Here is a 21,976-nt window from a genome sequence, read left to right on the forward strand (position 1 = left end):
TCCCGGGGATCTCTGCCGGGCAAAATCGCCGCGCCTCTCTGCGATCGGCACGCGTTCCGCTGTCGTTTTCTTTGGTCGCGATCGAGACAACTTCATCCCCGCGCGTTGCCGAGCAGCTCCCGCAGGTTGTCAATCAAGTCGTCCGCTCGGAATGGTTTCTGCAGCAAGGGGAAGCCGTTCGCATCCTGACCTTCCCGAAGGTAGCCGGAGGCCAGCAGGATCTGCATGTGTGGCCATTGCTGCCGGATGATGTGTCCGAGCTCGATGCCGTTCATCGCGCCGGGCATGTTCACGTCGCTGAAAACGAGGCAGATATTCGCCTCCCTCCGCAGAACGTGCAGAGCCTCGCTGGCATCATGCGCACTGAGCACCTCGAACGCGAGGGCCTCGAGGGTCGAGACAACGGTCGAGCGGACATCGGCGTCGTCCTCGACGACAAGCACGGCCCTACCCGCACCATTCATCGGATTCGGCGGCTCGTTCGTCGCACCCGCAGCGCATTCTTCCGATCTGGGACTTCCTTCGGCGAGCACGGGCATCGTGACGAGGAAACGGGTGCCTTGATGCGGCGTGCTGTCGACAACGATGGTCCCGCCACTCTGCTGCACGAAGCCATAGACCATGCTCAGACCGAGGCCCGTGCCTTTGCCGACCTCCTTCGTCGTGAAGAAGGGTTCGAAGACGCGCGCCAGAACATCAGGTGACATCCCCGTGCCCGAGTCGGCGACCGTGATCTCTACGGGACGCACGTCCTCGACCCCCTCCGGCCCAGTGGGGTCCCGGCGCCTGATGCGGATGTCCAAGGTCCCTCCATCCGGCATCGCGTCCCGGGCATTCACCGCGAGGTTGATGAGAGCGGCCTCGAACTGAGCGTGATCGACACAGACTTCCGGCAATCCCGCCTCCAGATCCGCGGAGATCGTGATCCGCTCGCCGAGCGTACGCGCCAGAAGCTTGATCAGGCCAGGAATGAAGTTCGCGAAGTTCAGCGCTTTCGGCTGGAGAGGAGAGCGTCGCGAGAAGGCCAGCAGCCGGCTGGTGAGTTCGGCGCAGCGATGGGCCCCCTCGATGGCTCTCTCGATGCGGCGGTGCGCCTTCTCGTTGCCCAGCAACGCGCCTTTTACCAAGTCAAGATTGCCGATGACGATGCTCAACATGTTGTTGAAATCGTGCGCGATCCCGCCGGTTAGGCGGCCCACCGCCTCGAGCTTCGAAGCGTGCTGCAAGTTGAGTTCAAGTTCCTTGCGCTCCGTCACGTCGAACCACATCCCGAAGAGCTCGACCGCCGTGCCGCTCTCATCACGGTTCACCGAGATCTGGTCGAGGATGTGTCGTTCCAAGCCATCCGCGTTGCGCCAGCGATATTCCAGAGCCACCTCGCCGGTCTCGAGGACCGCGCAAAGCGCTGCCGACACGCGCTCACGGTCGTCTGCTTCGAGGCGGGAATTCCAGAGGCCAGAGGTGGCGAAGGCCTCGCGCGAGAAGCCGGTGATGCGCGCGATGCTGTCGTTGGTGAAGTAGAGGCGTCGGTCGGCGACGCCGATCGGTGAGGTGTAGAGGGCGATGGGAAGGCCGCGCAGGACAGCGGCCTGATGCTCTTCCCGCCTGCGCAGCGCCTGCTCGGCTTCCAGTTTCTCACCGCGTACGCGAAGGTTCTCCAAGAGCAGACGCTTCTCGGCGGTCGCGTTGCGCTTGATCTCTTCGGTCTTGCGGTAAAGATCGACGAAGACATCGACCTTCGACTTCAGCACCAAAGGCTGGATCGGCTTGAACACATAATCGACCGCGCCGGCGGAGTAACCGCGGAAGATGTGGATGTCGTCCTTGTTGTGGGCCGTGAGGAACAGGATCGGGACACGGGATGTGCGCGAGCGGCTGCGGATGAGGGCGGCCACCTCGTAGCCGTCCATGCGCGGCATCTGTACGTCGAGCAGAATGAGGGCGAAGTCCTCCCGGAGGGCCCGGCGTAGGGCTTCTTCCGGCGAGTTCGCCAGAATCAAGTCGGTCTCGGGATCGGCTAGAATCTCAGAGGCGGCAAGCAGATTACGCTGGTCGTCATCGACGATCAGGATCTTGGCTCGGACCGGGGTCAGCTCGGTGGGTAAGCCGAGCTGTCCCGCCGTATCGTCCGGACCAGCCGGATGGGGATCCAGTCGGCGGCTCATCGGGGTTGCCGCTCGAAGTCTCTCGCTTCCGCGCGTAGCGGCGTCACACTGTCGGCGACCTCGCCCCGTCGTGCCAACTGCACCCGCAGCACGGCCAAGAGCTCGTCCATGTCGATCGGCTTCGAGACGTAATCCGACGCGCCCGCCTCGAGGCACTTCTCGCGATCGCCCTTCATGGCCTTCGCGGTCACGGCGATCAGCGGCAGGGTTCGGAAGGCGCCCTGAACCCGGATCGCACGCATCGTCTCGTAGCCGTCCATTCCTGGCATCATGATGTCGATCAACATCGCGTCGATGTTCGGATGGGATTCGAGCAGCGCGATGCCGTCGTGCCCGCTCTCCGCAAACAGAACCTCAAGCCCGTGCTGCTCCAGGGCGCTCGTGAGCGAGAAGATGTTACGCAGGTCGTCGTCGATCAGGATGACCCGGCAGCCCTGGAGAGACACCCCGTCACTGCGATCGCCGAGACCCTGCTCGTCGGCCGGGGCGCTGGCGATGGCCCGATGCAGGAACAGGGCGGTCTCGTCGAGAAGCCGCTCGGACGAGCGCGTGTCCTTGATGATGATCGTCGAGGCGGTCTGCCTCAGCTGCTGCTCCTCGGCGGGCGTGAGCTCCCGACCGGTATAGACGATGATCGGCAGCTCCTCCCCGTCCTGCGAGGCGCGGATCTGCTCGATCAGCTCGGAACCACCGATATCGGGCAAGCCGAGATCGATGATCGCACAATCGAACCGGCCGCCGGTCAGGGCTTCCAGTGCGGCCGACGCCGTGCCGACCCCGAAAATCTTGACGTCCTCCTCGCTCAGGAGCGCCGTGATGCTGGCGCGCTGGTTCTCGTCGTCCTCGACGAGCAGAAGGTTGCGGACGGGCCGCGTGATGAAATCCTTCGAGAGCTCCAGGGCCCGCAGCAGGCCCTCGCGCTCCACGGGCTTCTCCAGAAAGCCGAACGCGCCGGCGCGCAGGCCGCGCTTCTTCTCGTCGTTGACGGAGATGACGTGGATCGGGATGTGGCGGGTGCGGGAGTTGTTTTTCAGGAGGTCGAGCAGGGCCCAGCCGTCCATGTCGGGCAAGCCGATATCGAGGGTGATGGCGTGCGGCTTGAAGCGGTGGGCGAGGCTCAGCGCGCCGGCACCGTCCTGCGCGATCAAGCCTTTGAACCCGCGTTCGCGCGCAAGTTCCAACAGCACCGAGGCGAACATCGCGTCGTCCTCGACGATGAGCACGATATGATCGCCCGTGTGGATGGCATGGCGGTCGTCCGCGGCGGCCGAGAGGGCCATCGCGGCGTTCGGCTGGCGGCCGGTCAGCGCAGCATTTCCGGTCCCCGCAGGTGTCTCCCATGCGCGGCCCGTGGCCGCCTGAACGGGCGGTTCGAAGGGCAAGAACAGGGTGAAGGTGCTGCCCGAACCGATGCGGCTCTCGACCACGATCTCGCCGCCCAGCAGGCGGGCGATTTCGCGGCTAATGGCGAGGCCGAGGCCGGTGCCGCCATACTTGCGGCTCGTGGTCCCGTCGGCCTGCTGGAACGCCTCGAAGATGATCCGCTGCTTATCCTCGGCGATGCCGATGCCGGTATCGGTTACGGAGAGGGCCATCCACTGGCTTCCGGCGCGCAGCGGCGAGCCCTCGGCCGAGCCGATCTTGAGCGAAACGCTGCCCGTCTCGGTGAACTTGAAGGCGTTGGAGAGAAGGTTTCGGAGAACCTGCTGCAGGCGCTTGGAATCCGTGCGTACCGACCGCGGCAAGCCGGGCTCGACATCGATCACGAAAGCGAGGTGGCGGTCCTCGGCCAGCTGGCGGAAGGTCCTTTCGAGGTTCTCGACGAGATCTTGCAGCGCGACATCGCCGACTTCGAGCGACACCGTCCCGGACTCGATCTTGGAAAGATCGAGGATGTCGTTGATGAGCGACAGGAGGTCGGTCCCGGCTGCGTTGATCGTCTTGGCAAATTCCCGCTGCTTGTCCGTGAGGTTCCCGTCGCGGTTCTCGGAGAGAAGCTTCGAGAGGATCAATAGGCTGTTGAGCGGCGTGCGGAGCTCGTGGCTCATGTTGGCCAGGAATTGCGACTTGTAGCGCGAGGTCAGGCTCAGCTGCTCGGCCTTCTCCTCCAGCGCCGTCTTGGCGACGGAGACCTCGCGGTTCTTGCCCTCGACCTCGCGCTTTTGGATTTCGAGCAGCCGCGCCTTCTCCTCCAGCTCCTCGTTGGTCTGCTGCAGGCGCTCGCGCTGGCTCTTCAGCAGATCCTCGGATTGCTGCAGGGAGGCCGCCTGAAGTTCCAGGCGGTCGTTCGTCTTCTTCAGCTCCTCTTGCCGGCTCTGCAATTCGCCGGTCAGGAGCTGCGACTGCTTGAGGAGACCTTCGGTCCGCATGTTGGCGGCAATCGTGTTGAGCACGATCCCGATGGATTCGGTCAGTTGGTCAAGGAAGGACTGATGGGTCTCACTGAAACGGTTGAACGACGCCAGCTCGATGACTGCCCGAACTTCCTGCTCGAACAGGACTGGCAGGACGATGATGTTGAGGGGTGGTGCCTCGCCGAGAGCCGAGCCGATGGTGATGTAGTCGCCGGGCACGTTGGTGAGGGTGATGCGCTTTTTCTCGAAGGCGCATTGGCCCACGAGACCCTGACGGAGGCGATACCGGTTCGACAGGTTCTTGCGCTCCGTGAAGGCATAGCTCGCCATCAGATCCAGAACCGGCTCTCCGCCATCGTCCTCCACCATGAAGAACACGCCGCGCTGGGCATTCACGAGCGACGCGATCTCGGACAGGATCAGATTTGAGACGGTGGCGAGGTCGCGCTCGCCCTGCAGCATGCGCGTGAACTTGGCGAGGTTCGTCTTCAGCCAGTCCTGCTCGGCGTTCTTGAGGGTCGTGTCCCGCAGATTGCGGATCATCTCGTTGATGTTGTCCTTCAACGAGGCGACTTCGCCGGAAGCCTCGACCGAGATCGAGCGCGCGAGGTCGCCCTTCGTCACCGCCGTCGCCACTTCGGCAATGGCGCGCACCTGGGTCGTCAGGTTCGCCGCGAGCTGGTTCACGTTGTCGGTGAGATCGCGCCACAGCCCGGCGGCACCCGGCACCCGGGCCTGACCGCCGAGCTTGCCCTCGACGCCCACCTCGCGGGCGACGTTGGTGACCTGGTCGGCAAAGGTGGCGAGCGTCTCGATCATCTCGTTGACGGTGTCGGCCAGGGCGGCGATCTCGCCCTTGGCATCGACCGAGAGTTTCCGCGTGAGGTCGCCCTGGGCCACCGCCGTGACGACATCCGCGATGCCGCGGACCTGACCGGTCAGGTTGGCGGCCATCATGTTGACGTTGTCGGTGAGGTCCTTCCAGGTTCCGCCGACGCCGCGCACCTGGGCTTGGCCGCCGAGCTTGCCCTCAGAGCCGACCTCCCGGGCAACGCGGGTCACCTCCGAGGCGAAGGAGTTGAGCTGATCCACCATCGTGTTGATGGTCGATTTCAGCTCAAGGATCTCGCCCTTCACGTCGACGGTGATCTTCTTGGACAGATCGCCGTTGGCCACCGCGGTCGTGACATCAGCGATGTTGCGCACCTGACCAGTGAGGTTCGCGGCCATCATGTTGACGTTGTCGGTGAGATCCTTCCAGGTCCCGCCGACGCCGCGCACCTGGGCCTGTCCGCCGAGCTTGCCCTCGATGCCAACCTCGCGGGCGACGCGGACCACCTCCGAGGCGAAGGAGTTGAGCTGATCCACCATCGTGTTGATGGTGGACTTCAATTCCAGGATCTCGCCTTCGACGGCCACGGTGATCTTCTTGGACAGATCGCCGTTGGCCACCGCGGTTGTGACCTCGGCGATGTTGCGCACCTGGCCCGTCAGATTGGCGGCCATCATGTTCACGTTGTCGGTCAGGCCTTTCCACACGCCGCCGACGCCCTTGACCTGCGCCTGCCCGCCGAGCTTGCCTTCCGTGCCGACTTCGCGGGCGACGCGGGTCACCTCCGAGGCGAAGGAGTTGAGCTGGTCCACCATCGTGTTGATGGTCGATTTCAGCTCCAGGATCTCGCCCTTCACGTCGACGGTGATCTTCTTGGACAGGTCGCCATTGGCCACCGCGGTGGTCACGTCGGCGATGTTGCGCACCTGACCGGTCAGGTTGGCGGCCATCAGGTTGACGTTGTCGGTGAGATCGGCCCAGGTTCCTGCCACGCCTTCGACGCGGGCCTGCCCGCCGAGCTTCCCCTCCGAGCCGACCTCCTTGGCGACGCGGGTCACCTCCGAGGCGAAGGAATTGAGCTGATCCACCATCGTGTTGATGGTGTTCTTCAATTCCAGAATTTCGCCGCGCACGTCCACGGTGATCTTCTTGGACAGATCGCCGTTGGCCACCGCGGTGGTCACGTCGGCGATGTTGCGCACCTGGCCGGTAAGGTTGGCGGCCATGAGGTTCACGTTGTCGGTGAGATCGGCCCAGGTGCCGGCGACCCCAGGAACTTGGGCCTGCCCGCCGAGCTTCCCCTCCGAGCCGACCTCGCGCGCAACGCGGGTCACCTCCGAGGCGAAGGAATTAAGCTGATCCACCATCGTGTTGATGGTGTTCTTCAGCTCCAGGATCTCACCGCGCACGTCCACGGTGATCTTCTTGGACAGGTCGCCATTGGCCACCGCAGTCGTGACGTCGGCGATGTTGCGCACCTGACCGGTGAGGTTGGCCGCCATCATGTTCACGTTGTCGGTGAGGTCCTTCCAGGTCCCACCGACGCCTTCCACCTGGGCCTGACCGCCGAGCTTGCCCTCCGTGCCGACCTCGCGGGCGACACGCGTCACCTCGGAGGCGAAGGAGTTGAGCTGGTCCACCATCGTGTTGATGGTCAGCTTCAGCGCCAGGATCTCGCCTTTGACGTCGACGGTGATCTTCTTGGAGAGGTCGCCGCGCGCGACCGCGGTCGTGACTTCGGCGATGTTACGCACTTGGCCCGTCAGATTCTCGGCCATCATGTTGACGTTGTCGGTCAAGTCCTTCCAGACACCACCGACGCCCTTGACCTGAGCCTGGCCTCCAAGCTTGCCTTCCGAACCCACCTCCTTGGCAACGCGCGTGACCTCCGAGGCGAAGGAATTGAGCTGATCGACCATTGTGTTGATGGTCGATTTCAGGTCGAGGATCTCACCCTTCACATCGACGGTGATCTTCTTGGACAGATCGCCATTGGCCACGGCAGTCGTGACCTCCGCGATATTGCGGACTTGGCCTGTCAGATTGGCCGCCATCAGGTTCACGTTGTCGGTGAGGTCCTTCCAGGTTCCGCCGACGCCCTTGACCTTGGCCTGTCCGCCGAGCTTGCCCTCCGAGCCAACCTCCCGGGCCACGCGGGTCACCTCCGAGGCAAAGGAGTTCAGCTGGTCGACCATCGTGTTGACCACTTTGCCGATGCGGAGGAACTCGCCCCTCAACGGGCGGCCCTCGATCTCGATCTGCATGGTCTGACCGAGGTCGCCTTTCGCGACCGCCCCGATGACGCGGGCCACTTCGGTGGTCGGTTGAACGAGATCTCCGATCATCGTGTTGACCGAGTCGACACAGTCGTTCCATCCGCCGGTCGCGGCCGGAAGCTTGCCACGCTCGCCGATGCGCCCGTCCTTGCCCACGGCACGAGCAACCCGGTCGAGTTCCCGGACGAGACCCTGATTGAGTTCGAGAATGTCGTTGAACGCGTCCGCGATCTCGCCATCGATGCCCGTGAGATCCAGCGGCAGCCGGATCGAGAAGTCACCTTTCCGAAAGGCGCGGAGGCTCTTCAGGAGGAGCTTCGGCTCCAACTGCGACGTAGTCGGCGTCATGCGGAAACAACCTCAGGGTAGATGCGCATGGCTAAGCGTGGCAGCCATCCGAATCGTCAGCGACTACGAGTGACCACCAACGAAGTGGCACGGCAATTGAGCTCAGCCCAGCGGGTTGCTCAATCGTTTGGAACTCGGGACGAAGCCAAATCGCGAGCCTCGTCCTGCGTAGAACTTGTGTCGTGGCCGATCTGACAGAAACGAATACGCTCACACTGGCATGGCCGTGTCAGGACGGTTCGGTGCCTCCGGACAGGTCAGCATGGATGCCCGCGCAAGTTGAGGTGCTCCTCGCTGGCAGGATTCGCAACGCGCCAGGCCCGGGCGCGGCGCGCCCGGCTTTTCACAGGACCGGTTTGACAGCCCATCACTTCGGCGGCCGCCTCATAGGTTAAGTCTCGCGCGCTCACGAGCAGCAGACCCCCGCGCCACATCTCAGGCAGCTGACCGATGGGCGACGGGACGGTCGGCAGATCGGAGCGGTGCTCGTGGGCCGCGGGCGCAGCGCGCTGAGTCGTAACGGAGCCGTCCACATTTCCGATCACGCGCCTGCGCTCGCGGCACTCCGCATGAAACAGATTGTGGCTGATGGTGCAGAGCCGCGCCTCCAGGTTCGAGCTTGGCGTGACGTCATCCTGGCGCGTCCAGGCCCGCTGCACCGTCTCCGGCACCCCGTCGTCGGCGCACGCGTCGTCGGCCATGAGCGAAAAGGCGTATACGCGCCGTCCAGCGGGTTTTGCTCAGGAAGACGCGTCTCCAAACGCCTTCTTCTGATAGGCCCGGCTCCTCACCGGCATAGCGGTGCTGGCCAGCGGCTTTGACGTCACCCGGACCCTGCCATCTGTTCAGCATTGGATGCCACCGTGAAGCCCTCGCGGTCGAAGACGTTGTAGAGGACACAGGAAGGATCGAGCCCGAGCCCCGCTATGTGGGTGACAGCGGCTTCCTTGGCTTCGGCCAGCGTGCTGAAGGGATCGGGCAACTGGTACAGCCTTGCTGGCCGTTCCTCGCCGTCGACCTGCGCCGCGAGCGTTGTGATCTCGACTGTGTAGGGCATGATGCTGGCCCACCGGCGCTCAGTGGAACACGCCGAAGAACCACAACAGCAGGATAATTGGCAGCGGGATCCCCAGCAGCCACAGCATTCCACCGCGCAGCATTCGCGCCTCCTTCATGTCAGAAATCGTACCGAAAAACCGGTTCGCTTGTTAATAGAACGCGGCAACATGGGAAAGCGATGCAAAATATCTGCGTCGGTGTTCACGGAGCGGAGACATAATTACTTCAAGTAGCCCCCGCATCGCGTTCCGCCTGTAAGGACGACGTCGGCGAAACCTCAGTGGCCCTGGGGCCGGCAAGCGGATTGGGGATCGGCGCGGCCGAGTTTTTCAGCTGGAATACGGTGAGGACGCCGCAGAATCGCGCCGGGATCGGAAGCAATCCGACCGATTTGGCTGCCTATGGAGTGTGTCCGTTGACCAAATCGCGATGACTTGGCGAGCCTGAGCGCCGTCCGCAAATTAAACTGTAGCCGGTTTGACAGATACCATCTTAAGCAAATCGAGCATGGTATTGGAATTCGACAGGTTTGAGACAGCCCAAGGTCGAGAGCCGCCTTGTCGGGCTATAGAAGCGCTCGATGTCATCGAACACATCCGCGGGCGCCTCGTCCCGCGTGCAGTCGGTCCTCGGGGCCGTGCGCGCGATCGTCAGCGACGAGAAACGGCCTTCCATGGTCGCGCGGTCCCACGGCATCGCCCGACCGGCTCATGAAGCAGTCCATGCCGCGCTCGGCCATCAGGTGCCGGAAGGATTCACTTGCGCATTGCGGTCCCTGATCCGAACAGACACCAATAGATCTGGTTTTCCCTTGCCCCAGAATGACGTTCTGCTCGCCGTCCAGCCTCCGACCAAGAGCCTATGGTCAATGCAGCGGACCTATCGCCTCGATGGCGCCGAGCAGGTCCTCGACGAAGGCCTTTTCGACCAGCGGCAAGCCAGCCTGCCGCACCTTCTCGCGGATCGCGGCGCTCGGATGGCCTGTGATGATGATCACCGGAGCGGTCCCGCCCGAAGACCGCACGCGTTCGTAGGCATCCAGCCCCGTCATGTCCGGCAGCACGTAGTCGATCACGATACAGCACGGTTTCGCCTGCGGAAATGCGGCGATCAGCTTGCTGCCCGACTCGAACGTGGCGACCGTGTAACCTTCGCCCTCCAGCATGAACCGTGCTGAACTCAAAATGGCGGCATCGTCGTCCACGATGAAGATCGGCATGACGCTATCCTGTAAGACAGGGTCCGTTCGCCTACCAACTCGACTGGCACCATAGAGCGGGAAATGACGCTGCCACTTCCGCGGTTCCGTCGAATTGCGGAGGATCAAACTCACCGGAGACCGCTCAGCATCCACCAACGCACCAGCTCCTGTCGGTGGGCCGCCTGCGTTTTAGTGAAGATGTTCGCCCGGTCAATTTCGACGGGGGGCGGGCTGAAGTCGAGCACGCGACCGATTCTGGCTGGTGTCCCAGCCGACCAGGTGGTCCAGAACGTGTCGCTCGCTTTCGGCGATCCGGCGGATGTGCACTCGCCGCGTGTTCGACCCCGTCTCGGTCACGCATCCGCGTTCCAGGGTGGCGCGCAAAAGTCGTATAAGGGCTCTCTCGTCGAACGGTTTCTCGCTGAAGTCGCAGGCCCCGAGCTTCATCGCCTCGACCGCGCGCGACGGATCTTCGTGCCCCGTCACCATGACGACAGGCCGCAAAGGATCGGTCGCGATCCGGCTCCGGCAGCACCAGACTGATCTTCCGACCCACGATCTCGGCCGACCGGTAGCCGAAGATGCCCTCGGCAGCAGGGTTGAACGAAGGGATGATGCCGCGTTCGTCGATGACGATCATGCCTTCGGTCATCGCGTCGGGGATGGCGTACAGGCGCGCCTCGCGCGTCCGCACTTGCGCCTCGACCGTCTTCTGCTCCTCTTCGGCGCGCTTGTACGCGTCGATGTCGAAAACCACGCCGCGGTGCCGGACCGGCTGGCCCTCCTCGTCTACCTGCACGCGCCGGCGCGAGCGCAACCGGCGGATCTGCCCGCCGGGATGAACGATCCTGTAATCCACGCCGTAGATCCCGCTGGAGCAGCGAACACGCGCGATGGTGTCGGCCCGAGCAAGTCGGTTGTTAGAATACAGCAGAGCTTCGAACGCGGCGAAATCGGTGGAATGCGCGCGCCGAACCCCGAACATGACAGGCCCGGAGTCTGATGCCTATACTCCCGGCGCAGAGTGTATCTCCCTCGCGCTCTTCATTGTGCGAAGACTCTAACAAACCAGATCGTCCTCGCTGTCGCGTCAACGTCCCTCTCCCCCCAGGACCAGGCGCAGCGAGCGGGCGAGCTCGTCGCGGCGGTAGGGCTTGTTCAGGACCGGCATCTCGCCTCGACCGATGACCTGACCCTCGTCGAGGTTTGCGACGTAGCCTGATGTGAGCAGGACCTTGACACTCGGCCGAAGTTTCTGCGCCTCGACCGCCAGCTGCGATCCGTTCATCCCGCCCGGCATCACGACGTCGGAAAACAGAATGTCGATCCGCTCCACGCCGCGAAGGTGCTCAAGAGCCTCGACGGCGTTTCGAGCGATCATGACCCGGTAGCGCAGCTCCTCCAGGCTCTCGACAGCCATCCCGAGCACCTGCTCGTCGTCCTCAACCAACAGAACCGTCTCGCCCTCGCCGGCGCGGCGCAGCGGGATCGAGCTCGCCGAAGCGGCGCCCGTCTCATCGCCGGCCGGGTCGGTCGAACGCGGAAAGTACAGGTTGACCGTCGTGCCCGAGCCGATCTCGGACTCGATCTGGGCAAAGCCCTTGGCGCTGCGCGTGAAGCCGTAGACCTGGGACAGGCCGAGCCCCGTTCCCTTGCCGACCTCCTTGGTGGTGAAGAACGGCTCGAATACACGCTGGAGCGCGTCGGGTGGAATGCCGCTGCCGGTGTCGCTGACTGATACGACCACGTAGGGCCCCGGGGGCACCCCCTGGTCGGCGACGGCCGCGGTGCCAAGGTGGACGTTGCGGCTCACGACCGCGATGCGGGCGTGGCCGTCGCGGCCCTCAATGGCGTCGCGGGCGTTCACGATCAGGTTCAGCACCGCCGCCTCGAATTGTGCCGGATCGATGCGGATCGGATCGAGCGCCGGGTCGAGGTTGAACACCAGCTCGACGGCACCCGTGGCCGCCCGTTCGGCCAGCGGTCTGAAGTCGAGCAGCAGGCGGTTCGGGTTGAGCGTCTGTGGCCGCAGCATCTGCCGGCGGGAGAAGGCCAGGAGCTGCTGCGTGAGCTGCTCGCCGCGCCGGGCTGCGCTCATCGCCGCCTCGGCCAGCCGCTTCACGCGGTCGGTCTGCTCGGGCCGGCGAAGCATCATGTCGAGGCCGCCGACGATGACGGTGAGGAGGTTGTTGAAGTCGTGGGCCACGCCGCCGGTCAGCTGACCGATGGCTTCCATCTTCTGGGCCTGGCGCAGCGCGTCCTCGGTGATGCGCTGGTCGGTTCGATCCACCAGGATCCCAGCGATGCGGGTCGGTACGCCGGACGCGTCGTATGTGACCTGCCCTTTCGCCGCGACCCAGCGCCCGGCGCCGTCCCGGCGCGTGATGCGGCATTCCAGGTCGATCCGGCCGGTCTCCGGGATGGCCGAGAACGCCTCCTCGACGGCGGGACGGTCCTCCTCGACGACATGGGCGAGAAACGTGCCTCGGGTCCACGATGGACACGGCTCGGAATACCCGAAGATGGCATCGAAGCGCGGGGAATGACGGGAGGTTCCGTTCGCGAGATCGAGGTCCCACGAGCCCATGCCGGCCGCTTCGAGGGCGAAGGCCAGGGTCTCCCGGGCGGCCTCGACCTCGTGGGTCCGCTCGGCGACCCGCCGTTCGAGACCCTCGTTGAGGAGTCGCAGGTGCTCCTGCGTCCGTTCACGGCCGGCCAGGAGGCTGCGCACCTGATACTGGCGCCGGCGCGCCCGCAGTGCCGACTCGGCGGCACTGATCAGGGTCTCGGCATTGATCGGGCGTTCCAGCAGGACGACGTTTCCGAGCCGCGCGAGGATGCCGGCGGCGGATTCCGACCGGCGGCCTGTCTGCCGCGTCGCCAGGACGATGAACGGGAAGTCGGACCAAGCGGGCTGCGCGTCGAGCCAGGCGAATAAGGCTCCCGTATCCGCCCCGGCGAGCACCTCCTCGGTGACCAAAGCGGCTCCGGCCCCCGCCTTCAGGCCCGTCACGCAATCCGACACGTCGGCACAGACCTCGGTCGGCGTGCCGACGCGGTCGAGCACCTGCGCGATCACCGCCGCGTCACGCCCGCGCGGCGCCAGGACGAGGACGCGCCCTTCGTGATCCGGCGGCTGAGGCATCACGCTTGGCTTCCGAGGGGAGCGTCGTCCGGCAACAGCGCGACTCTCCCTCGGTAAGAGGGCAGCCCCGTGAGCACACCTTGGAAGTCGTCCAGGGCCGAGCCGACCCGCAGCCCCTGACTCGTGAGCTTCAACTCACGGATCGTGCGCTCATGCGCATTCACCCGGCTCTTCACCACAGAAACGGCGGTGCGGACCTCTCCCTTCGCCTCGAAGAACCGGAACAGCAGGATGCCGTCACTGAGATAGCTGAGGTCGACGTCGGTCTGGACATCACCGATGATGCCGTGCTGTCCGAGAACCAGCAGCGTCGTGACGCCCTGCTGATTCAGGTAGTTCAGAAGCTCGTGCATCTGCAGGATGAGGAATTCCTCGCCCGGCATCGCGTGCAGGTAGGCGTTCAGACTGTCGATGACGACGAACCTGGAGCGGCGCTTCTCCACCGCATGCCGAACATGGGTGGCGAACTCACCCGGAGCGAGTTCCGCCGGGTCAATTTGGGTGATCGTCAGCCGGCCCGCCTCTATGTGCGGGGACAGGTTCATGTTGAGCATCGCGGAACGGGCGAGCAGGGTGGCGAGCCCCTCGTCGAACAGGAAGTAGGTCGCCGACTCACCCCGCTCCAAGGCCGCCAGCATGCACCCGAGCGCCGTCGTGGTCTTCCCGACTCCCGATGGGCCGATCAGCAGGGTATTGGTGCCGGGCACCAAGCCGCCGCCGAGCAGCAGATCGAGCTCGGCGGACCCGGTCGAGGCGGCGGTCGGATCGAACGTCGCGTGGTGCTCGGCGGCGACGAGGCGGGGAAAGACCGTCAGACCGCCGGTGTCGAGGGCGAAGTCATGATAGCCGCCGCGGAACTTGATGCCGCGCATCTTGACGATGCGCAGCCGACGGCGCTCCGAGCCGAACTCGCGCGGTGCCTGCTCCAGCGAGATTACCCCGTGGGCGATGCTGTGAAGTTGCTGGTCACCCGGTTCCGACGTGCGGTCGTCGAGCATGAGAACGGTGCAGCTGCGACGGGCGAAATATTGCTTGAGGGCCAGGATCTGACGACGATAGCGCAGCGGATTCTGGGCCAGCAGGCGCAGCTCGGACAGGCTGTCGAAGACGACCCGCGCTGGCTTCAAATCGTCGACGCGAGCAATGACGTCCCTGACGGTCTCGCCCAGCTCGATCTCCGACGGGTGCAGGATCGACTGCTCGCTGTCGGGATCGAGGCCGAACTCGTTGACGAGTTCGTAGATCTCGATGCCGTCGAGCGACCAGCCGTGCGAGGCGGCTGCAGCACACAGCTCATCTTTGTTCTCGGATAGTGTGACGTAGAGGCCGCGCTCACCGCGCGCGGCGCCGTCGAGCAGGAACTGCAGTGAGAGTGTAGTCTTGCCGGTGCCCGGTGTGCCCTCGAGCAAGTATAGTCGATCCTGCGTGAGGCCACCGCACAGGACCTCGTCGAGGCCGGGAACGCCGGTGGATATGCGCCCGTGAACGCCGCTCGGTGTGGCGGAGCCGGAACTGTCTTCTGCCATGATACTGATGCGTCGCGCCTATCCAGATTATTGCTTCAACGTTTTCCCACGAAGAACGCTCCTGGTCGCGCAACGGCTCCCGGCGCGCCGCCTCTGCGCACCCTGTCGGGGGTCGTTCAAGCAGCTCGGGACCGTTCGGCGGACTCGACGAGACAGCGTTCGATAACCGCGCGGAGATGGGTTCGGTCGAAGGGCTTTCCGACGTGATCGTTTGCGCCCGCCGTAAGGAGCGCGCGAACCTGCTCCGGCAGGACATGCGCCGTCATCGCGATGATTGGCACGGCGCGCACCACACCCTCGAGCCCCCGTATGAGCCGCATCGCCGTGATGCCGTCCATGACCGGCATCTCCACATCCATCAGCACGAGATCGAAGGCCTGCTCCTGCACCCGTTTCACGGCTTCCGAGCCGTCGCAGGCGATGGACACGCGATAGCCCATGGCCTCCAGAACCATCTGGGCGATCTCGCGGTTGATCGCGCCGTCCTCGACGAGGAGCAGATGCGCCTGCCGCGACGTGTCGTCTTCGACCGGTCTGGGCAGAGCCGCGGCAACCGGTCGGTCGGACGACCGCTCGCCAGTCGGCACACGCGGAAGCACGAGGCTGAACCAGAAGGTCGAGCCGACACCGTCGCGGCTCTCAAGGCCGATGGCGCCGCCCATCGCTTCGATCAGCCCTTTCGATATGGCCAGCCCTAATCCTGTACCGCCGAACCGTCGCGTGGTGCTGCTGTCGGCCTGCACGAAGCGGGTGAAGAGCCGCGCCTGCGCCTCGGCGGGAATGCCGATTCCCGTATCGCAGACGGCGACGCGCAGAGCGATGCCATCCGGCGTTGCCGCTTGTTCCAAAGAGACGGTCACAGAGCCCTGCGGCGTGAACTTGACCGCGTTGTTGACGAGATTGAGCAGCACCTGTCTCAACCGGGTCTTGTCGCCGATGAGGAAATGCACGTCGCCTGCGCCGACGTCCAACCGCAGGTCGAGACCCTGGCGCTCGGCGGTGCCGGCGACGAGGGCGACGGTCTCCTCCACCAGCCCTCGCGGCGAGAACGGGGCAGCTTCGAGTACGACGCCATGGGCTTCGATGCGTGCGTAGTCGAGGATGTCGTTGACGACCGTCGTCAGGACTTCGCAACCGACGCGCATCTGATCGATGCAGCGCATCTGGTGCGGGGTGAGGTTGATTTCATCACGGAGTAGGTCACCAAAGCCCACGATAGCGTTCAGGGGCGTGCGGACCTCATGGCTCATCGTCGCCAGGAAGTCGCCCTTGGCACGCTCGCCGGCTTCGGCGCGCGCTTGCGCCCTCTCGGCGCGATGGCACGCTTCGGCCAGCTCCACAGTCCGCTCTGCGACCCGGCCTTCCAGATCGGTGTTGGCCTGCGCCAGGGCGCGATCACGCTCGCCGAGCCGGGCCAGCAATTTTGTCAGGGCATCCGTCAGTTCGGCGATCTCCCGGTAGCCGTGCGGCTTGGGTAGCTGCGCGTTCGTCGAGGAATGGCCGATGCCGCCAGCGGCGCCCGCCAAGGCGCGAAGCGGCTCGGCCAAGCGCTCGGCCGCCCACCAGCCGAGCAGCGCGAACAGAAGCGTGAAAGCCGCGCCGCCGAGTACCAGTTGATTGACGATGGGATCAGAGATCGCTTTCGCGACCTCGACCGGCTGGCGGACCAGGACTGTCCAGGGCAGCGTCGGCCGGTCAGCCACGGGTCGGGCGCGGCTCGCGCCGGTGAAGTAATCGCCCCCATCGGGCCATGTCCCGCGGGCGCTCGCGAGCTCGGCACCGGCCGTCAGGGCTGGAAGGGCGGGCAGATCGACATCGATCCGTCGACCGGCCTGATCGCCGGGACCGAGGATCACGGTTCCGTCCCCAGCGAGGATCAGCACCTCGACGCTCGGCTCACGCTTCAGGGCGGTGGCGATGGCCGCTCGGCTCATCTCACGCATCCAACTGACACTGAGATGGCCGCCGACGACGCCGACGACGGCGCCGGAAGGGTCGCGGAAGGGCATCGCCACGTCGACGAACCGCCGCGGCTCGCCGTAGGGCAGCGACGGCAAGCGTTTGGCCAGCAGCTTCGCTTCGTGGATGTCGATGACGGCCAAGGCCTCGATGCCGCGCTGGAACCACGGACGCGCCGCAACGCTCTCGCCCTCCAGCATGCCGTCGGTGCTGGCGAGGACGATACCGGTCCGGTCCGCGAAGCCGATCCAGGCATAGGCGGGAAAGCTCTCGCGCAAGGCGTCGACCCACGCACGCCGCGCTTCCGGCGTGGTGGCGTTCGTCCGGGCGACCGAGGACAGCACGGCCATGTCGCCGAGCCGCTCGCTGATGTTGGCGTCGATGATCTGGCGCAGATGCTCCGCCAGGTCAGCCGTGTGGGCCTCCGCGCGGATCTGCACCCGCGCCGCGATGAATTGGGAGACGACGATCGTGGCGGCGAAGGTGAGGAGCAGCGCCCCGGCCGCGAAAGTGAGGGCGAGGAGCGTGCGCAACCGCATGATGACGTCCGACACTGAGACGCCCCATCATGGCCCCGAGCGGTTAATTTCGAAGCCCGCTCGGTCCTGACGATTCGGCGAGCGGATCGACGTTCGGCCTTCTCGGTCCAGCGCGACAACTCAGGGATCCAGAGCCGTCTCGCACACGTAAAGCGCTCTATTCGGTCGGCCCATGATTGTCGCAAGAGGCCATATATTCATGTTTTGTTCTGCTTAATGTTCCAGGCCGCCGAAAGGCGGCCTGGAAGGAGATCGAGCGATTCGGATTTTGAGTGCTGCCGTCGTCGTTAAACAAAGGCAAACGCTGCCGTCACCCAAATCTCCACCCCAGGACGTCGGGATTACGAGCAGCCCGTCGTGGACCCGCAGGTGTCGCACTTCAGGCAGGTGCCGTTGCGGACCAGCGTGAAGTTCGCGCATTCCGGGCAGGCCTCGCCGACATAGCCTTTCATCTTAGCCTCGGCGCGGCGGTCCGCGACGCTCCGCTCCACCTTTGCGAAGGGCAGGGCGTCCGCGATGGTCTCGGCCTGACCGGGCGCCACCGGCTCCGCCTTCAGCGCGGTGCTGCCGCGGATCGCGTGGACCGTTCCGCCGGCCGGGGCCGACTGACCGGCGCTCGCCGCGCCCACACCGACCGTCCCGCCCGCCGGGCCGCCCTGGATCAGGGTGAGCCGGTCGGCCGAGCCGCGCAGGAGGCCGCGGGAGACGACCGAGGAGGCTGGGGCGGGCTTCGGGCCCTCGCGGGTCGTGTCGCCGCTCTCGCCGCCGCCGATCACCGTGCCGCCGATCTCGGCGGGGCTGACATGGGCGAGGTCGGCGCGGCCGAGATACGAGACCGCCAGCTCGCGGAACACGTAGTCGAGGAGCGACGTCGCGTTCTTGATCGCGTCGTTGCCCTGCACGAAGCCCGCCGGCTCGAACCGCGTGAAGGTGAAGGCCTCCACGTATTCCTCCAGCGGCACGCCGTACTGGAGGCCGAGCGAGATCGCGATGGCGAAGTTGTTCATCAAGCTCCGGAAGGTCGCGCCCTCCTTGTGCATGTCGATGAAGATCTCGCCCAGCCGCCCGTCGTCGTACTCGCCGGTGCGCAGGTAAACCTTGTGGCCGCCCACGACTGCCTTCTGGGTGTACCCCTTGCGCCGGGCCGGCAGCTTCTCGCGGGAGCGGATGCGCTCCACCCGCTCGATCACCCGCTCGACGATCTTCTCCGCCACCGCGGCAGCCTTGGCGGCGGCCGGGGCCTGGATCAGCGCCTCGATGCCCTCATCCGCCTCGTCGTCCTCATCCGAGATGAGGGCCGAGTTGAGCGGCTGTGACAGCTTCGAGCCGTCGCGGTAGAGGGCGTTCGCCTTGAGGGCGAGACGCCAGGACAGCAGGTAGGCCGCCTTGCAATCCTCCACCGTGGCGTCGTTCGGCATGTTGATGGTCTTGGAGATCGCCCCCGAGATGAAGGGCTGGGCCGCCGCCATCATGCGGATGTGGCTCTCGACCGAGAGGTAGCGCTTGCCGATCCGGCCGCACGGGTTGGCGCAGTCGAAGACCGCGTAGTGTTCCAGCTTGAGGAAGGGCGCGCCCTCCAGCGTCATCGCCCCGCAGATGTGGGTGTTGGCGGCCTCGATCTCCTTCTTGGAGAAGCCGAGAAACGGCAGCAGCTCGAAGGTCGGGTCCGTAAGCTTCTCTGCCGGGACCTTCAGGGTCTGGATCAGGAAGTCGTCGCCGAGCGTCCAGCGATTGAACACGAACTTGATGTCGAAGGCCGACTTCAGCCCCTTCTCCACCGCGGCGATCTTCTCGTCCGAAAAGCCCTTGGCGCGGAGCGTCGTCGGGTTGATCCCCGGCGCCTGGCCCATGGAGCCGTGGCCGACCGCGTAGGCCTCGATCTCGGCGATCTCGGATTCGCGGTAGCCCAGCGCCCGCAGGGCGTCCGGCGCGGCCTGGTTGATGATCTTGAAGTAGCCGCCACCGGCGAGCTTCTTGAACTTCACCAGGGCGAAGTCGGGCTCGATGCCCGTGGTGTCGCAATCCATCACGAGGCCGATCGTGCCGGTGGGCGCGATCACGGTGGCCTGCGCGTTCCGGTAGCCGTGCTCCTCGCCGAGCTTCAGCGCCCGGTCCCAGGCGGCGCGGGCATGGTCGCCCAGGTCGGCCTGCGGGATGTTGGCATGGTCGAGGGCGACCGGCGCGACATTCAGGAATTCGTAGCCTGCGGTCTCGCCATGCGCGGCCCTGCGGTGGTTGCGGATCACCCGCAGCATCGCGTCGGCGTTCTCGTCATAGGCCTGGAAGGTGCCGAGTTCGGCAGCCATCTCGGCGGAGGTGGCGTAGGCGACACCGGTCATGATCGCGGTGAGCGCGCCGGCCAGTGCCCGGCCCGCATCGGAATCGTAGGGCAGGCCCATGGTCATCAGCAGGCCGCCGATATTGGCGTAGCCGAGACCCAGCGTCCGGTACCGGAAGGAGAGTTCCGCGATCTCCTTGGACGGGAACTGCGCCATCATCACGGAGATCTCGAGCACCACCGTCCAGAGGCGGTTGAGGTGCTCGAACGCCTCCACGTCGAAGCGCTTGGTCTCCCGGTCGTACATCGTCAGCAGGTTCGCCGAGGCGAGATTGCAGGCGGTGTCGTCGAGGAACATGTACTCGGAGCACGGGTTCGAGGCCCGGATCCGCCCACCCGCCGGGCAGGTGTGCCAGTCGTTCATCGTGGTGTTGAAGTGCAGGCCCGGATCCGCCGACGCCCAGGCGGCCTCGCCGATCCGCTCCCACAGCTCACGCGCCTTCAGGGTCTTGGTGACCTTGCCGGTGGTGCGGGCCGTGAGGTTCCAGTCCGCGTCCGCCTCGACGGCGCGCAGGAAGCCGTCGGTCAGGGAGACCGAGTTGTTGGAGTTCTGGCCGGCCACCGTCAGGTAGGCCTCGGAATCCCAGTCGGTGTCGTAGACGGGGAAGTCGATCTTGGTGAAGCCCTGACGGGCAAACTGCACCACGCGCTTGATGTAGGCGTCCGGCACGGACGCCCGCCGGGCAGCCTTGATCTCGCGCTTGAGGGCCGGGTTGCGCTCGGCGTCGAAGCAGGCGTCGCCTTCCGCCTCGCACTGGGTGCAGGCCTTCATCACCAGGGTCAGGTGCTTGGAGACGACCTTCGAGCCGGTCACCAGGGCGGCGACCTTCTGCTCCTCCTTCACCTTCCAGTCGATGAAGGCCTCGATATCCGGGTGGTCGATATCGACGATCACCATCTTGGCGGCACGCCGGGTGGTGCCGCCCGACTTGATCGCGCCCGCCGCCCGGTCGCCGATCTTGAGGAAGCTCATCAGACCCGACGACTTGCCGCCGCCGCCGAGCTTCTCGTTCTCGGCGCGCAGCTGCGAGAAGTTCGAGCCGGTGCCCGAACCGTACTTGAACAGGCGCGCCTCACGCACCCACAGGTCCATGATGCCGCCCTCGTTGACGAGGTCGTCCTGGACCGACTGGATGAAGCAGGCATGCGGCTGCGGGTGCTCGTAGGCCGTGGCCGACTTGGTCAGCACGCCGGTCTGCGGGTCGCAGTAATAGTGTCCCTGGCTCGGGCCATCGATGCCGTAGGCCCAATGCAGGCCGGTGTTGAACCATTGCGGCGAGTTCGGCGCCACCATCTGGCGGGCGAGCATGAAGCGCAACTCGTCCATGAAGGCGGACGCGTCCGCCTCCGACGAGAAATAGCCGCCCTTCCAGCCCCAGTAGGTCCAGCAGCCGGCGAGCCGGTCGAAGACCTGCGTGGCGGAGGATTCCGAAACGAAGCGCTCGTCCTCCGGCAGATCCGCCAGCGCCGCCTCGTCGGGCACCGAGCGCCACAGGAACGAGGGAACCGCGTTCTCCTCGACCTTGCGGAGGCGGGCCGGCACACCCGCCTTGCGGAAATACTTCTGCGCGAGGACGTCGCTCGCCACCTGGCTCCAGCTCTCCGGCACGTCGATGCCGTCGAGGCGGAACACAACCGACCCGTCCGGATTGCGGATCTCGCTCAGGGCCTTGCGGAAGGGGATCCCGGCGTAGGGCGATTGTCCGGCCGTTGTGTAGCGACGCTCGAACCGCATGAAACACACCTCTTCCGACGGGACACGACGGCCCCGGCCCCGCGCGACGCGGGGTCTATGCCCGATATTGGGATTCGCGGCCGAACACGCCCGGCGAAGGGTCGTCACCCGGTGTCGCGAACGAAATCTAGGAACGGTCGCCCCTGCTCAACGCGCCACTCCAAGGTCGCGACCGATGCCGGGAGAATACCGCCGCCTTCACTCTCACGTCAACAAGTGGTGTTCGGCGGCCTTGTTCCCCGCTAGATGTTGTGCCGGCTCGCAAAAGCCTGTGGATATCGTCCCGGGCCCGGATAAGTGTCCTTCCCGCTTTCCGGAATCGGATCGGGAAAATTTTAGATTCACAACCGTCGAGAGAGCGGTGGGCGCCCGGCCAAAACGGGGAGCGGAAAGCCCGCCTTGAGCGTTGCCGCGCAGCGACACTTCCGTCACGCGGCTGGACTCGCGGGCGCGCGGTCACCATAACGACGCCGAGAAGCGCCCCTGCGGCGCGGCACGA

General features: G+C 65.3%; 10 protein-coding genes. All 10 read right to left on the bottom strand.

Annotated elements, in window-relative coordinates; translation table 11 throughout:
• Positions 1-92 precede the first annotated feature (92 nt).
• The 10 genes from GGQ91_RS17725 to GGQ91_RS17770 all read right to left on the bottom strand — a co-directional run bounded on the left by GGQ91_RS17725 (position 93) and on the right by GGQ91_RS17770 (position 21,477).
• Positions 93-2,165, bottom strand: coding sequence for a response regulator (locus GGQ91_RS17725; RefSeq protein ID WP_182592540.1), 2,073 nt, complete (start codon positions 2,163-2,165; stop codon positions 93-95).
• Complete coding sequence (locus tag GGQ91_RS17730; protein ID WP_182592541.1) at positions 2,162-7,975, bottom strand: HAMP domain-containing protein; 5,814 nt, start codon at positions 7,973-7,975, stop codon at positions 2,162-2,164. The genes GGQ91_RS17725 and GGQ91_RS17730 overlap by 4 nt, the downstream gene beginning before the upstream one ends.
• A 257-nt stretch (positions 7,976-8,232) precedes the next feature.
• Positions 8,233-8,676, bottom strand: coding sequence for an RNA polymerase subunit sigma-70 (locus GGQ91_RS17735; protein ID WP_182592542.1), 444 nt, complete (start codon positions 8,674-8,676; stop codon positions 8,233-8,235).
• A 122-nt stretch (positions 8,677-8,798) separates the two neighbouring features.
• Positions 8,799-9,032 carry a hypothetical protein gene (locus GGQ91_RS17740; RefSeq protein ID WP_043382083.1) on the bottom strand — a complete coding sequence of 78 codons (234 nt, stop codon included), beginning with the start codon at positions 9,030-9,032 and terminating at the stop codon, positions 8,799-8,801.
• 867 nt (positions 9,033-9,899) lie between these two features.
• Positions 9,900-10,253, bottom strand: a complete 354-nt coding sequence (locus tag GGQ91_RS17745; protein WP_043347011.1) for a response regulator transcription factor — start codon at positions 10,251-10,253, stop codon at positions 9,900-9,902.
• A gap of 124 nt (positions 10,254-10,377) precedes the next feature.
• Positions 10,378-11,220 carry a PAS domain-containing protein gene (locus GGQ91_RS28605; RefSeq protein WP_182592543.1) on the bottom strand — a complete coding sequence of 281 codons (843 nt, stop codon included), beginning with the start codon at positions 11,218-11,220 and terminating at the stop codon, positions 10,378-10,380.
• Positions 11,221-11,325: 105 nt separating this feature from the next.
• The gene (locus GGQ91_RS17755) at positions 11,326-13,380 is read right to left on the bottom strand and encodes an ATP-binding protein (protein WP_182592544.1); all 2,055 of its coding nucleotides are present in this window, start codon (positions 13,378-13,380) and stop codon (positions 11,326-11,328) included.
• On the bottom strand, positions 13,380-14,906 hold the full coding sequence (locus tag GGQ91_RS17760; RefSeq protein ID WP_182592545.1) for an ATPase domain-containing protein: 1,527 nt from the start codon (positions 14,904-14,906) through the stop codon (positions 13,380-13,382). The genes GGQ91_RS17755 and GGQ91_RS17760 overlap by 1 nt, the downstream gene beginning before the upstream one ends.
• A gap of 116 nt (positions 14,907-15,022) precedes the next feature.
• The gene (locus GGQ91_RS17765) at positions 15,023-17,419 is read right to left on the bottom strand and encodes a hybrid sensor histidine kinase/response regulator (RefSeq protein WP_343066812.1); all 2,397 of its coding nucleotides are present in this window, start codon (positions 17,417-17,419) and stop codon (positions 15,023-15,025) included.
• 326 nt (positions 17,420-17,745) lie between these two features.
• Positions 17,746-21,477: a vitamin B12-dependent ribonucleotide reductase gene (locus GGQ91_RS17770; RefSeq protein ID WP_182592546.1), complete on the bottom strand. Its 3,732-nt coding sequence runs from the start codon at positions 21,475-21,477 to the stop codon at positions 17,746-17,748.
• Between the last annotated feature and the right edge of the window lie 499 nt (positions 21,478-21,976).

This window comes from Methylobacterium fujisawaense (assembly GCF_014138435.1).
In the GTDB taxonomy this organism is placed as follows: domain Bacteria; phylum Pseudomonadota; class Alphaproteobacteria; order Rhizobiales; family Beijerinckiaceae; genus Methylobacterium; species Methylobacterium fujisawaense.

Excerpts from the sequence above, each read along its gene's own strand:
- GGQ91_RS17725 (WP_182592540.1), bottom strand. The coding sequence starts at position 2,165 with ATGAGCCGCCGACTGGATCCCCATCCGGCTGGTCCGGACGATACGGCG.
- GGQ91_RS17730 (WP_182592541.1), bottom strand. The coding sequence starts at position 7,975 with ATGACGCCGACTACGTCGCAGTTGGAGCCGAAGCTCCTCCTGAAGAGC.
- GGQ91_RS17735 (WP_182592542.1), bottom strand. The coding sequence starts at position 8,676 with ATGGCCGACGACGCGTGCGCCGACGACGGGGTGCCGGAGACGGTGCAG.
- GGQ91_RS17740 (WP_043382083.1), bottom strand. The coding sequence starts at position 9,032 with ATGCCCTACACAGTCGAGATCACAACGCTCGCGGCGCAGGTCGACGGC.
- GGQ91_RS17745 (WP_043347011.1), bottom strand. The coding sequence starts at position 10,253 with ATGCCGATCTTCATCGTGGACGACGATGCCGCCATTTTGAGTTCAGCA.
- GGQ91_RS28605 (WP_182592543.1), bottom strand. The coding sequence starts at position 11,220 with ATGTTCGGGGTTCGGCGCGCGCATTCCACCGATTTCGCCGCGTTCGAA.
- GGQ91_RS17755 (WP_182592544.1), bottom strand. The coding sequence starts at position 13,380 with ATGCCTCAGCCGCCGGATCACGAAGGGCGCGTCCTCGTCCTGGCGCCG.
- GGQ91_RS17760 (WP_182592545.1), bottom strand. The coding sequence starts at position 14,906 with ATGGCAGAAGACAGTTCCGGCTCCGCCACACCGAGCGGCGTTCACGGG.
- GGQ91_RS17770 (WP_182592546.1), bottom strand. The coding sequence starts at position 21,477 with ATGCGGTTCGAGCGTCGCTACACAACGGCCGGACAATCGCCCTACGCC.